The following is a 13,775-nucleotide window of genomic DNA, read 5'->3' on the forward strand; positions in this document are numbered from 1 at the left end:
GATGTTGCGGTGCGGCGAAACCGGGCCTTGCAGTACAATCGCGCTTTAATGAACGATTCGCGCACAGTCCTCGTGCGCAGCAGGAAGCGGTCCCCCAATGAACGCCCCACTCGTGCTCGACGCCAAGCTCGCCGCGCAGGACGCCCCGCCGCGCCTGCGTGAAATCCCCTATAACTACACGTCCTTCTCGGACCGCGAGATTGTCATCCGCCTGCTCGGCGAGGAAGCCTGGCGCATCCTGGACGAGCTGCGCAGCGAGCGCCGGACCGGCCGCTCCGCCCGCATGCTGTACGAGGTGCTGGGCGATATCTGGGTGGTTCGCCGCAACCCCTACCTGCAGGACGACCTGCTGGAAAATCCCAAGCGCCGCCAGATGCTGGTCAGCGCGCTGCACCACCGCCTGAACGAGATCGAGAAGCGCCGCGCGGCCGACCGTGCCGAGCACGCCGAGCCCGCCGCCGAGGACCGCTCGCACCGCGTGGAGCAGCTGGTCGCCTTCGCCAAGCAGGCGATCGAGGATTTCAAGAACGAATTCGCCGCCGCCTATGACCTGCGCAAGCGCGCCCAGCGCGTGCTGGGCAAGGTCACGCAGAAGGACAACATCAAGTTCGACGGCCTGTCGCGCGTCTCGCACGTGACCGACGCTACCGACTGGCGCGTGGAATATCCGTTCGTGGTGCTGACGCCGGATACCGAGGAAGAGATCGCCGGCCTGGTCAAGGGCTGCTTCGAGCTCGGCCTCACCATCATCCCGCGCGGGGGCGGCACCGGCTATACCGGCGGCGCCGTGCCGCTGACGCCGATGAGCGCGGTGATCAATACCGAGAAGCTGGAGCAGCTCGGCCCGGTCGAGCAAACCGACCTGCCCGGCGTGTCGCACAAGGTTGCGACCATCTTCTCCGGAGCCGGCGTGGTGACGCGCCGCGTGGCCGATGCGGCCGACAAGGCCGGCCTGGTGTTCGCGGTCGACCCGACTTCGATCGATGCCTCGTGCATCGGCGGCAACGTGGCCATGAACGCCGGCGGCAAGAAGGCCGTGCTGTGGGGCACCGCGCTGGACAACCTGGCCTGGTGGCGCATGGTTGACCCGGAGGGCAACTGGCTGGAAATCACCCGGCTGGACCACAACCTGGGCAAGATCCACGATGTGCCGGTGGCCACCTTCGAACTGAAGTGGTCGGACGGCAACCGTGCGCCGGGCGAGAAGGTGCTACGCACCGAGACGCTGGCGATCGAAGGCCGCAAGTTCCGCAAGGAAGGCCTGGGCAAGGATGTCACCGACAAGTTCCTGGCCGGCCTGCCGGGCGTGCAGAAGGAAGGCTGTGACGGCATCATCACCAGCGCGCGCTGGATCCTGCACCGCATGCCGAAGTTCATCCGCACGGTCTGCCTGGAGTTCTTCGGCCAGGCGCGCGACGCCATCCCCAGCATCGTTGAGATCAAGGACTTCCTTGATGCGGAGACGAAGAAGCCCGGCGGCGCCATCCTGGCCGGCCTGGAGCACCTGGACGAGCGCTACCTGCGCGCGGTCGGCTACGCCACCAAGAGCAAGCGCAACGCCTTCCCGAAGATGGTGCTGATCGGCGATATCGTCGGCGACGATGAAGACGCCGTGGCGCGCGCCACCTCGGAAGTGATTCGCATGGCCAACGGCAAGAGCGGCGAAGGCTTTATCGCCGTCAGCCCCGAGGCGCGCAAGAAGTTCTGGCTGGACCGGTCGCGTACCGCCGCCATCGCCAAGCACACCAACGCCTTCAAGATCAATGAAGACGTGGTGATTCCGCTCAATCGCATGGGCGAGTACACCGACGGCATCGAGCGCATCAATATCGAGCTGTCGATCAAGAGCAAGCTCAAGCTGGTCGACACGCTGGAAGCGTTCTTCGCGCGCGGCAACCTGCCGCTGGGCCGCAGCGACGACGCCAACGAAATCCCCAGCGCCGAGCTGCTGGAAGACCGCGTGCAGCACGCGCTGACGCTGCTGCGCGAGATCCGTGCGCGCTGGCGCTACCTGCAGGACCACATGGACGTGCCGCTGACGCAGGCCAAGGCCTCGCTGATCGGGCATGGGCTGGGACTGCTGGGGCAGGAGTTCGACGCGCGCCTGCAGCAGCAGCCTGACGCCACCGTGTTCCACCTGCTGCAGGACCGCACCATCCGCGTGTCCTGGAAGGCCGAGATCCGCGCCGAGCTGCGCAAGATCTTCAACGGCGGCGAGTTCAAGCCGATCCTGGACGAGGCCCAGAAGATCCACAAGCAGGTGCTGCGCGGCCGCGTCTTCGTGGCGCTGCACATGCACGCCGGCGACGGCAACGTGCACACCAACATCCCGGTGAACTCCGACGACTACGACATGCTGCAGGACGCGCACCGCGCGGTGGCCCGCATCATGGCGCTGGCGCGTTCGCTCGACGGCGTGATCTCGGGCGAGCACGGCATCGGCATCACCAAGCTGGAATTCCTCACCGAGGAAGAGATCGGCGACTTCCGTGCCTACAAGGCCAAGGTCGACCCGCAGGGCCGCTTCAACAAGGGCAAGCTGCTGCCCGGCGCCGACCTGCGCAATGCCTACACGCCGTCGTTCGGCCTGATGGGGCATGAGTCGATCATCATGCAGCAGAGCGATATCGGCGCCATTGCCGAGAGCGTCAAGGACTGCCTGCGCTGCGGCAAGTGCAAGCCAGTGTGCGCCACCCACGTGCCGCGCGCCAACCTGCTGTACAGCCCGCGCAACAAGATCCTGGCGACTTCGCTGCTGATCGAAGCCTTCCTGTATGAAGAGCAGACCCGCCGCGGCATCTCGGTCAAGCACTGGGATGAGTTCTCCGACGTGGCCGACCATTGCACCGTGTGCCACAAGTGCGTAACGCCGTGCCCGGTCAAGATCGACTTCGGCGACGTGTCGATGAACATGCGCAACCTGCTGCGCAAGATGGGGCAGAAGAAGTTCAACCCCGGCACCGCGGCGTCGATGTTCTTCCTCAACGCCACCAACCCCGAGACCATCAACCTGACCCGCAAGGTCATGATCGACTGGGGCTACAAGGCGCAGCGCCTCGGCAACGACGTGCTGAAGAAATTCGCCAAGAAGCAGACCGCGCATCCGCCCGCGACCGTGGGCAAGGCGCCGGTGCGCGAGCAGGTGATCCACTTCATCAACAAGAAGATGCCGGGCAACCTGCCCAAGAAGACCGCGCGCGCGCTGCTCGACATCGAAGACAACGAGATCGTGCCGATCATCCGCGACCCGAAGGCAACCACGCCGGAATCGGAAGCGGTGTTCTACTTCCCGGGCTGCGGCTCGGAGCGGCTGTTCTCGCAGGTCGGGCTGGCCACGCAGGCGATGCTGTGGCACGTCGGCGTGCAGACCGTGCTGCCGCCGGGCTACCTGTGCTGCGGCTATCCGCAGCGCGGCAACGGCCAGTACGACAAGGCCGAGAAGATCGTCACCGACAACCGCGTGCTGTTCCACCGCGTGGCCAACACGCTGAACTACCTCGACATCAAGACCGTGGTAGTGAGCTGCGGCACCTGCTACGACCAGCTCGCCGGCTATGAATTCGACAAGATCTTCCCGGGTTGCCGCATTATCGACATCCACGAATACCTGCTCGAGAAGGGCGTGAAGCTGGAAGGCGTGACCGGTACGCGCTACATGTACCACGATCCCTGCCACACCCCGATCAAGACCATGGACCCGACCAAGCTGGTCAACGACCTGATGGGCGGGAACACCGGTCTGGGCAAGATCGAGAAGAATGAGCGCTGCTGCGGTGAATCGGGCACGCTCGCGGTGACGCGTCCGGATATTTCGACCCAGGTCCGCTTCCGCAAGGAAGAGGAAATGACCAAGGGCGCAGACAAGCTGCGCGCCGACGGCTTCACCGGCGACGTCAAGATCCTGACCAGCTGCCCGTCGTGCCTGCAGGGGCTGTCGCGCTACAAGGAAGATGCTTCGGTGCAGGCGGACTACATCGTCATCGAGATGGCCAAGCATTTGCTGGGCGAGAACTGGATGCCCGAGTACGTGGCCAAGGCCAATGCCGGCGGCATCGAACGCGTGCTGGTGTAAGCCAACGCCATGACGCGCGCTCCCAACTGCCCGCTCTGCGAGACCGACGGCGGCGAACTGGTCTGGATGGGCGACCGCGCCCGGCTGATCCTGGTCGAGCATGACCGTTTCCCTGGCTTCTGCCGCATTGTCTGGAACGACCACGTGGCCGAGCTCAGCGACCTGGACGATGCCGACCAGGCCTGGCTGATGCGGCTGGTCGCACGTGTCGAACGGGTGGTGCGCGAGGTCATGGCGCCGGACAAGGTCAATCTGGCGGCCTTTGGCAATATGGTGCCGCACCTGCACTGGCACATAATCCCGCGCTACCGCTGGGACACCCATTTCCCCGAGGCGATTTGGGCCGCGCCGCAACGCGCGGCGGATGCCGTGCGCGTGCAGGAGCTGGCCAGTCGGCTGCCGGCGCTGCGTACGGCGCTTTCGCTGCTCGAAGCCGGCGACGCCTGAGTGGTGCGCGGAACCCACGCCTGGCCGTGACCGTCTGAATGCTGTTGCCGCCGTGGCCTGCCGCCACGGTATCCAGAACAACAAGCCCGGCCGGCATCCGCTGACGGGCCAAGCGCTGCCGCTATGTCCTCCACTCCGACCTCCGTCACCGTACCGGGCCCGGCCGTCCCTGCCCGGGCCCTCAAGATCCAGAGCCGGCTGCGCATGGCCGCCACCTGGGCACTGATCAAGCCTTACTGGAAATCCGACGACCGCGTCGCCGGGCTTGGCCTGCTGGCCCTGGTGGTCGTGCTCAACCTCGGCATCGTCTATATCAACGTGCTGCTCAACGAGTGGAACCGCGTGTTCTACAACGCGCTGGAGCAGCGCGACTACGCCTCGTTCAAGGTGCTGCTGCTGCGCTTCTCGTGGATCGCGGCGTTCTTTATCGTGGCGGCGATCTCGCGCCAGTACTACACCATGATGCTGCAGATGCGCTGGCGTACCTGGATGACCGGCCGCTTCATGGGCCACTGGCTCGGGCACCAGGCCTATTACCGCATCGAGCAGACCCACACCACCGATAACCCTGACCAGCGTATCGCCGACGATCTGCGCCAGTTTACCGACGGCGCGCTGTCGTTGTCGCTCGGGCTGCTCAACTCGGTGGTGACGCTGCTGTCCTTCGTCGGCATCCTGTGGACGGTATCGGGGCCGATCAGCTTTGCAATGGGCGGCACCGAATGGACCATTCCCGGTTATATGGTGTGGTTCGCGGCGGGCTATGCGGTGATCGGCTCGCTGGTGGCGCACGTGGTCGGCCGCCCGCTGATCGGCCTGAACTTCCAGCAGGAACAGTACGAGGCGGATTTCCGTTTCACGCTGGTGCGCCTGCGCGAGAACAGCGAGCCGGTGGCGCTGTACCGCGGCGAGCCGACCGAGCAGGCCGGCCTGCGCGCGCGCTTCGACCGCATCCGCGCCAACTGGAACCAGTTGATGCGCTATACGCGGCGGCTGACCTTCGTCAGCTCCGGCTACGCGCAGTTCGCCATCATCTTCCCGATCCTGGTGGCGGCGCCGCGCTACTTCGCCGGCAAGATGACGCTGGGCGGGCTGATGCAGACCAGCTCCGCCTTCGGCCAGGTGCAGGGCGCGCTGTCGTGGTTTGTCGACAGCTACGCCACGCTGGTGGGCTGGAAGGCCGCCGCCAACCGCCTGATCGATTTCCAGGAAGCGATCCGCGTGGCCGAGCGCCAGGACATGGCGCCGGGCGGCGTGCGCGATATCGAGGTGGAACATACCGGCAAGCCGCAGAATGGCATCACCATCGACGGCCTGGCGCTGGCATTGCCGGTACGCGCCGCGCGCAGCGCGGCCGTGGGCCAGCGGCCGCTGGTGGCGCCGTTCTCGCTGTCGGTCGCGCCGGGCGAGCGCTGGCTGGTCAGCGGCCCGTCTGGTTGCGGCAAGAGCGTGCTGTTTCGCGCGCTGGCGGGGATCTGGCCGTACGGCAGCGGCACCGTGACCATGCCCGACGGCGCGCGCATGCTGTTCCTGCCGCAGCGCAGCTACCTGCCGATCGGCACGCTGGCCGATGCGCTGGCTTACCCCGACGCCGGCACCGTGCACAGCGCGGAAGCGCTGCAGGCGGCGCTGCGCCAGGCGCGGCTGGCCGCACTGGTGGACCAGCTCGACGTGTTCGACAACTGGTCGCTGAGGCTGTCGCCGGGCGAACAACAGCGGCTGGCGTTTGCGCGCGCACTCTTGCAGAAGCCCGACTACCTGTTCCTGGACGAGGCCACCAGCGCGCTGGACGAGGAAACCGAGGGCGTCATGTACAAGCTCATGGTGGACTCGCTGCCCGGTGCGGCCATCGTCAGCATCGCCCACCGCAGTACCGTGGCGGCCTTCCACGGCCGGCGCCTGCGCTACGTGCCGCAGGATGGGGACGCCGCCCGGGCTGCGCAAGCCGGCGAGCCTGGGGTAAGCTATCGGGTTGTATGCGAAGCGTGATGCCGTGCCGTACCGGCACCATCGCGCGGCAATCACCCCCCTCAGGAGCGACCCTAACCGGGCCGCGATCATCATGGCAGGCCTGGAAAAAGACACCCCTCATCCCACCGCGCTGACCGTCCATACGCAATCCCGCGTGCTGGAGATCGGCTTCGACAACGGCCGCAGCTTCCGGCTGCCGTTCGAGCTGCTGCGCGTGTATTCGCCGTCCGCTGAAGTCCAGGGCCACGGCCCGGGGCAGGAAGTGCTGCAGACCGGCAAGCGCGAGGTGGGCGTCAACGCGGTCGAGCCGGTCGGCAACTACGCGATCCTGATCCGCTTTACCGACGGCCACGACACCGGCATCTATTCCTGGGACTTGCTGTACCGCCTCGGCGACAACCAGGATGCGCTCTGGCAGGACTACCTGCAGCGCCTGGAAGCCGCCGGCGCCGACCGCGACACCCCGATGCCCGCCGCCGGCGCTGCCGGCGGCCACGGCTGCGGCCATCACTGAGCCGCGCCGAACCGATTACCCTGGAGTCTGAAAGATGAGTGAAACCCACTTCGGGTTTGAAAAGGTCGACGAAGCGGAAAAGGCCGACAAGGTTGCCGGTGTATTCCATTCGGTGGCAAGCAAGTACGACGTGATGAACGACCTGATGTCCGGCGGCATGCACCGGCTCTGGAAGATGTTCACCATCGCCCAGGCCGGCGTTCGCCCCGGCCACAAGGTGCTGGATATCGCCGGCGGCACCGGCGACCTGGCCAAGGCGTTCGCCAAGCAAGCCGGCCCGACCGGGCAGGTCTGGCTGACCGACATCAACGAGTCGATGCTGCGCGTGGGCCGCGACCGGCTGTTGAACAAGGGCATCGTCACGCCGGTGTGCCTGTGCGACGCCGAGCACATCCCGTTCCCGGACAATTACTTCGACCTGGTCACGGTGGCCTTCGGCCTGCGCAACATGACGCACAAGGATGCCGCGCTGGCCGAGATGCGCCGGGTGGTCAAGCCGGGCGGCAAGGTCATGGTGCTGGAATTCTCCAAGGTGTGGAAACCCCTGGAGAAGGCCTACGACGTCTATTCTTTCAAGGTGCTGCCGTGGCTGGGTGAGCGGGTGGCAGGGGATGCCCCCAGCTATCGCTATCTCGCGGAATCGATCAGAATGCATCCAGACCAGGTTTCACTTGTACGCTTGATGGAACATGCGGGCCTGGAAAATGTCGAATACTTCAATCTGACGGCCGGAGTGGTGGCGCTCCACGTCGGGCGCAAGTATTAAGAAGACTTGAAATCGCCATGCCTCGCCCGCATATAGGGTGAAACTGACAGGGGATAGCAGAATATGTCGTCATTTCGTGGAAAATTCCTGGTTGGGTCGCTGATTACCGCGATTGCCTTCGGGATGGTGTTCGACGCCAATGCCAAGCGCATGGGCGGTTCGCGCAGCATCGGCAAGCAGTCGTCGACGGTCACGCAGCAGCGCCAGCAGGCGCCGCAGCCCACTTCGCCGACCCAGCAACCGGCCCAGCAGCCTAATCAGGCAGCCCCGGCCACGGCTGGCGCCGCCGGCGCGGCTGCCGCGGCAGCCCCCAAGCGCAACTGGGGCGGCATCCTGGGCGGCATCGCCGCCGGCCTGGGTATCGGCTGGCTGCTGTCGCACTTCGGCCTGGGCGGCGCGGCGCTGGGCTTCCTGTCCAACCTGATCCTGATCGCGCTGGTGGCGTTCGCCGCGATCTGGCTGATCCGCAAGTTCCGTGGCGGCAGCAAGCGCACCCAGCAACCGGCCTACGCCGGTGCCGGCAACGCGCCGAACCTGGATCGCAGCGCCGAGCCCATGTTCCGCGGTGAGCCGACGCCTGTGTCTTCGGGTAGCCCGGCCGCCAGCACGGTACTGCCGGCAGCATCGGCGGCCCCGGTCGCGGCCGATGCCGTGGCCCAGCAGCCGTGGGGCGTGCCGGCCGACTTCGATACCGAAGCCTTCCTGCGCAACGCCAAGGTCCACTTCGTGCGCCTGCAGGCCGCGTGGGATGCCGGCAACCTGGACGACATCCGCGAGTTCACCACGCCGGAGATGTTCGCCGAGATCAAGATGGACCTGTCCGAGCGCGGCGCCGAGGTCAACAAGACCGACGTGGTCACGCTGGAAGCCCAGCTGCTCGGCATCGAGTCGGCCGCGGCCCAGCATATCGCCAGCGTGCGCTTCTCGGGCATGATCCGCGAGAAGTCCGGCGAGGCGGCCCAGCCGTTCGGCGAGGTCTGGAACCTGGCCAAGCCTGCCAGCGGCACCGGCGGCTGGCTGCTGGCCGGCATCCAGCAAGAGTCCTGATGCCGCACCCCGCGGCGGTGATGCGCCGGGGGGAGTAGCTTAGAATGGAGGCCCACGCGAAAGCGTGGGCCTTTTTTGTTTGGGACGCCCGACCTGCGGCGTCGCTGCCTGCCCGCCAACCGCGCTGTCATGAATACTCTGCCTTCCGCCCTGGCCATGCCCGCCATCTCGGCGCTGAACCACCTGCTTGAGCAGGAGCCGTGGGCCCGCAACCAGCTCACGCCGTTTGCCGGGCGCGTGATCCGCTTCGATGCCGCCGCCTTCGTGCTGTCGCTGAAGGTGACAGAGCACGGCTGCACCGAACCGGCGCCCGAGGCCGAGGCGCCCGCGGTGACGCTGCGCGTGCCGGTGCAGCAGTGGCCGCTGGTGGCCGCCGACGTGGCCGAAGGCGGCCAGGCCGCCGCCATGCGCCATGTCCGCATCGAGGGCGACGCCGAGCTGGCCAACACCGTCTCGACGCTGGCGCGCAACCTGCGCTGGGACGCCGCCGAAGACCTGTCGCGCGCGCTGCGCGGCATCCTGGGCGGGCCGGTGAGCGACAGCGTGGCGCAGCGCGTGGTCGATGGTGCGCGCCAGGTGCATGAGCAGGCCACACGCGTTGGCCGCGCCCTGGTCGACAACGTCACCGACTACCTGCTGGACGAGCATCCGACCCTGGTGCGCCACGCCGCGCTCGATGCCTTCGGCGCCGACGTGGGCCGGCTGCGCGATAGCCTGGCCCGGCTCGAAAAACGGCTGGAGCGGCTGGAGCGCGCCGGCCCGCCGCCGGTATCCGGCCAGTCGGGCCAGTCCGGCAAGCTGCCGTCGCCGCACCGCTGAGCCGGCCGCGCCACGATCCCATCCACCACCAACGTGACTGCCTGCCCGGCCCTGTGAAGACTCCCGAATGACCCGCCTCCTGCGCCTTGGCAAGATTCTCTTCGTCATCCTCTATTACGGCCTGGACGAGCTGGTGCTCTCGGGCTTCAGCAGCCGCAGGATCCGCTTCCTGGTGCGCGTCATCACCATCGGGCGCAAGCTCGAGATGCCGCGCGGCGAGCGCCTGCGGCTGGCGCTGACGCGGCTGGGTCCGATCTTCGTCAAGTTCGGCCAGGTGCTGTCGACCCGGCGCGACCTGATGCCGGCGGACATTGCCGACGAACTGGCCAAGCTGCAGGACCAGGTGCCGCCCTTCGATTCGGTGGTGGCGGTGAAGATTATCGAGCGCGCGCTGGGGCGGCCGCTGGACCAGCTGTTCGAGACCTTCGAGCACCAGCCGGTGGCCAGCGCCTCGATCGCGCAGGTGCACTTCGCCACGCTCAAGGGCGGCCCCTGCCACGGCCGCGAGGTCGCGGTGAAGGTGCTGCGCCCGGGCATGCTGCCGGTGATCGACAGCGACCTGGCGCTGATGCGCGACATGGCCACCTGGCTGGAACGCTTCTGGGCCGACGGCAAGCGCCTCAAGCCGCGCGAGGTGGTGGCCGAGTTCGACAAATACCTGCACGACGAGCTCGACCTGATGATCGAGGCGGCCAATGCCAGCCAGCTGCGCCGCAACTTTGCCGACACCAGCCTGCTGCTGGTGCCCGAGGTGTTCTGGGACTGGTGCAGCAGCACCGTGTTCGTGATGGAGCGCATGCACGGCATTCCGATCTCGCGCACCGAGTCGCTCAAGGCCGCCGGCGTGGACATGCACCAGCTGGCGGAAGAGGGCGTCGAGATCTTCTTCACCCAGGTGTTCCGCGATGGCTTCTTCCATGCCGACATGCACCCCGGCAATATCCTGGTGTCGGTGCAGCCCGAGTCCTTCGGCCGCTATATCGCGCTGGACTTCGGCATCGTCGGCGCGCTGTCCGAGTTCGACAAGAACTACCTGGCGCAGAATTTCATCGCCTTCTTCCGGCGCGACTACCACCGCGTGGCGCTGCTGCATGTGGAGTCCGGCTGGGTGCCGCCCGATACCCGCGTCGAAGAGCTGGAAAGCGCGGTGCGCGCCTGCTGCGAGCCATACTTCGACAAGCCGCTGAAGGAAATCTCGCTGGGCATGGTGCTGATGCGGCTGTTCCAGACCTCGCGCCGCTTCAATGTCGAGATCCAGCCGCAGCTGGTGCTGCTGCAGAAGACGCTGCTCAATATCGAAGGCCTGGGCCGCCAGCTCGACCCCGACCTGGACCTGTGGAAGACCGCCAAGCCTTTCCTGGAGCGCTGGATGCACGAGCAGGTGGGCTGGAAGGGCGCCTGGGAGCGGGTCAAGGTGGAGGCGCCGCTGTGGGCCAAGATGCTGCCCGACTTCCCGCGCCTGGCGCACCAGTTCCTGGAGCGGCGCGCGCTGACCAGCAACGGCGAGCAGGACAAGCTGCTGGCGATGCTGGTGGTGGAGCAGCGCCGCACCAACCGGTTGCTCGGCACCGGGCTGCTGTTGCTGGGCGGCTTTGTCGCCGGCATCGTGCTGACGCATGTGCTGGGCTGGGCCGGCTACTGGTAGCGCACCCGGGACCGATCCATCGGAGATGACCATGAGCGACACCGCCAAGCCTGCGCCGACCTTCGCCACCCGCAACGCCGCCGACCCGACGTTCTGGGACGAGCGTTTCGAACAGGGCTTCACGCCCTGGGACCAAGGCGGCGTGCCCGAGGAATTCCGCCAGTTCATTGAAGGCCGCGCGCCATGCCCGACCCTGGTGCCAGGCTGTGGCAACGGCTGGGAGGCCGCGTGGCTGTTCGAGCGCGGCTGGCCGGTGACGGCGATCGACTTCTCGCCGCAGGCGGTGGCGTCGGCGCGGCGGACGCTGGGGCCGGCGGGGGTGGTGGTGCAGCAGGGCGATTTCTTCGCCTTCACGCCGCGGCCGGCGTGCGGGCTAATCTACGAACGGGCCTTCCTGTGCGCGCTGCCACCGGCGATGCGGGCTGACTATGCCGCCCGGGTCGCGCAACTGCTGCCGCCGGGCGGCCTGCTGGCCGGCTACTTCTACCTGGGCGAAAACCGCGGCGGGCCGCCGTTCGCGATGCCGGCCGAAGAGCTGGACGCGCTGCTGGCACCGGCCTTCGAGCGACTGGAGGACCGGCCCTCGGCCGCGCCGCTGCCGGTGTTCCAGGGGCAGGAGCGCTGGCAGGTCTGGCGCCGCCGGTCCGGCTGAAGCAGCCACCGGCCAGCCCTTGTGGCGCAGGCGATGCTCCGCGTGGCGCATTTGCGCCAGCGGGGAATTTTTTTCGCTCACGCTGGTCTGCGTCGCTATAATCCGCGTTTTGATTCGGCTACGACCGCAGCCCCGACCGCGTTTTCCGCCCAGCGCGAGAACTCCAGGCAGCTCGATATGCGGCCCCGACCGATGAATTGGACTCCGGGCGGATGCGCGCAAGCAACGTGCACCCATGCGCCGCCCGGCATTCGGTTTCTCGCCACAAGGGCACTTTCTGCATAGGGCAGCGGCATGCTGATCTGGTTCGTCATCATCTACTGGGTAATCTCGGTCGGCATCGGCCTGTGGGCGGCGCTGCGCGTACGCAACACCACCGATTTCGCCGTCGCCGGGCGCAGCCTGCCGTTCCATATCGTCACCGCCACCGTCTTCGCCACCTGGTTCGGCTCCGAGACGGTGCTGGGCATCCCCGCCGTATTTCTCAAGGAAGGCCTGTCGGGCGTGGTCTCCGACCCCTTCGGCTCGTCGCTGTGCCTGATCCTGGTGGGCCTGTTCTTCGCCCGGCCGCTGTACCGGATGAACCTGCTGACCATCGGCGACTACTACCACAACCGCTATGGCCGGCTGGCCGAGGTGCTGACTACGCTGTGCATCGTGGTGTCCTACCTGGGCTGGGTGGCGGCGCAGATCAAGGCGCTTGGGCTGGTGTTCTTTACCGTCTCGGACGGCGCGCTGTCGCAGGAGGCCGGCATGATGATCGGCGCCGCCAGCGTGCTGGTCTATACGCTGTTCGGCGGCATGTGGTCGGTGGCCATCACGGACTTCATCCAGATGATCATCATCGTGATCGGCATGATCTATATCGGCTACGAGGTCAGCGGGCAGGCCGGCGGCGTCACGGCCGTGGTGTCGCACGCGGCGGCGGCCGGCAAGTTCGAGTTCCTGCCGTCGCTGGATCTCATCCAGATCATCGGCTTTGCGGCGGCGCTGTTCACCATGATGCTGGGTTCGATCCCGCAGCAGGACGTGTTCCAGCGCGTGACCTCGTCGCGCACCGAGCAGATCGCCGGGCGCGCCTCGGTGCTGGGCGGCGTGCTGTACTTCTGCTTTGCCTTTATCCCGATGTTCCTGGCGTATTCGGCCACGCTGATCGACCCGGACATGGTCGCCAAGTACATCAACGCCGATTCGCAGCTGATCCTGCCGAAGCTGATCCTGCAGCATGCGCCCATGTTCGCCCAGGTAATGTTCTTCGGCGCGCTGCTGTCGGCGATCAAGAGCTGCGCCTCGGCCACGCTGCTAGCGCCGTCGGTGACCTTTGCCGAGAACATCCTGCGGCCGTACTTCCGCCACCTGGACGACAAGCAGTTCCTGCGCGTGATGCAGACCGTGGTGCTGGTGTTCACCGTGGTGGTGATGCTGTTCGCGCTCAACTCGCACCTGTCGATCTTTCATATGGTTGAAAATGCCTATAAGGTCACCTTGGTCTCGTCCTTCGTGCCATTGGCTTTCGGCATGTTCTGGAAGCACGCCACCCGCCAGGGCGGGCTGGCGGCGATCTTGCTGGGCCTGTCTTCCTGGCTGACCTGCGAGGTGGCCTTTGCCGGTGCCGTGGTGCCGCCGCAAATGGTCGGCCTGCTGTTCTCGATCAGCGGCATGGTGATCGGTTCACTGCTGCCACAGTGGATTGCAGATCACGCACCGGTCAAGGAAGTCCATATCGCCTGACGCCCGGGGGTCTGCAACCCCTTCATTTCCGGCGATCAGGCAGCCCCGGAACGGTTTATAATTCAAGGCTTTGCATCGTCGCGCGGGAATTTCCCGCAGCCGCCATGGCCC

The 13,775-nt window shown here is 66.6% G+C and carries 10 protein-coding genes; all 10 read left to right on the forward strand.

The genetic code is table 11. The annotated features are described in order from the left end of the window. Window positions 1–97 precede the first annotated feature (97 nt). Entirely contained in the window at window positions 98–4,072 is a 3,975-nt protein-coding gene (locus AC1Q7H_RS04545) for a DUF3683 domain-containing protein (protein ID WP_492380996.1), read from the forward strand. A gap of 9 nt (window positions 4,073–4,081) precedes the next feature. Next, a complete protein-coding gene (locus AC1Q7H_RS04550; RefSeq protein WP_013955531.1) occupies window positions 4,082–4,519 on the forward strand; it encodes an HIT family protein in 438 nt (145 codons plus the stop codon). Between the two features lie 123 nt (window positions 4,520–4,642). Further along, window positions 4,643–6,508: an ABC transporter ATP-binding protein/permease gene (locus tag AC1Q7H_RS04555; protein WP_013955532.1), complete on the forward strand. Its 1,866-nt coding sequence runs from the start codon at window positions 4,643–4,645 to the stop codon at window positions 6,506–6,508. A 73-nt stretch (window positions 6,509–6,581) separates the two neighbouring features. After that, window positions 6,582–7,004, forward strand: coding sequence for a gamma-butyrobetaine hydroxylase family protein (locus tag AC1Q7H_RS04560; RefSeq protein WP_010814444.1), 423 nt, complete (start codon window positions 6,582–6,584; stop codon window positions 7,002–7,004). A gap of 34 nt (window positions 7,005–7,038) precedes the next feature. Continuing rightward, the gene (ubiE, locus tag AC1Q7H_RS04565; protein ID WP_013955533.1) at window positions 7,039–7,770 is read left to right on the forward strand and encodes a bifunctional demethylmenaquinone methyltransferase/2-methoxy-6-polyprenyl-1,4-benzoquinol methylase UbiE; all 732 of its coding nucleotides are present in this window, start codon (window positions 7,039–7,041) and stop codon (window positions 7,768–7,770) included. A gap of 63 nt (window positions 7,771–7,833) precedes the next feature. Then, complete coding sequence (locus AC1Q7H_RS04570) at window positions 7,834–8,817, forward strand: Tim44 domain-containing protein (protein ID WP_211980702.1); 984 nt, start codon at window positions 7,834–7,836, stop codon at window positions 8,815–8,817. Between the two features lie 129 nt (window positions 8,818–8,946). Further along, complete coding sequence (locus AC1Q7H_RS04575; RefSeq protein WP_153953226.1) at window positions 8,947–9,636, forward strand: ubiquinone biosynthesis accessory factor UbiJ; 690 nt, start codon at window positions 8,947–8,949, stop codon at window positions 9,634–9,636. 67 nt (window positions 9,637–9,703) lie between these two features. Continuing rightward, window positions 9,704–11,281, forward strand: a complete 1,578-nt coding sequence (ubiB, locus tag AC1Q7H_RS04580) for a ubiquinone biosynthesis regulatory protein kinase UbiB (RefSeq protein ID WP_013955536.1) — start codon at window positions 9,704–9,706, stop codon at window positions 11,279–11,281. Between the two features lie 31 nt (window positions 11,282–11,312). After that, complete coding sequence (locus AC1Q7H_RS04585; protein WP_492380997.1) at window positions 11,313–11,933, forward strand: methyltransferase domain-containing protein; 621 nt, start codon at window positions 11,313–11,315, stop codon at window positions 11,931–11,933. Window positions 11,934–12,227: 294 nt separating this feature from the next. Next, window positions 12,228–13,664 carry a high affinity choline transporter 1 gene (locus tag AC1Q7H_RS04590; RefSeq protein WP_153953228.1) on the forward strand — a complete coding sequence of 479 codons (1,437 nt, stop codon included), beginning with the start codon at window positions 12,228–12,230 and terminating at the stop codon, window positions 13,662–13,664. Window positions 13,665–13,775 lie beyond the last annotated feature (111 nt).

It is taken from the genome of Cupriavidus sp. GW823-FHT06D04 (assembly GCF_058795055.1).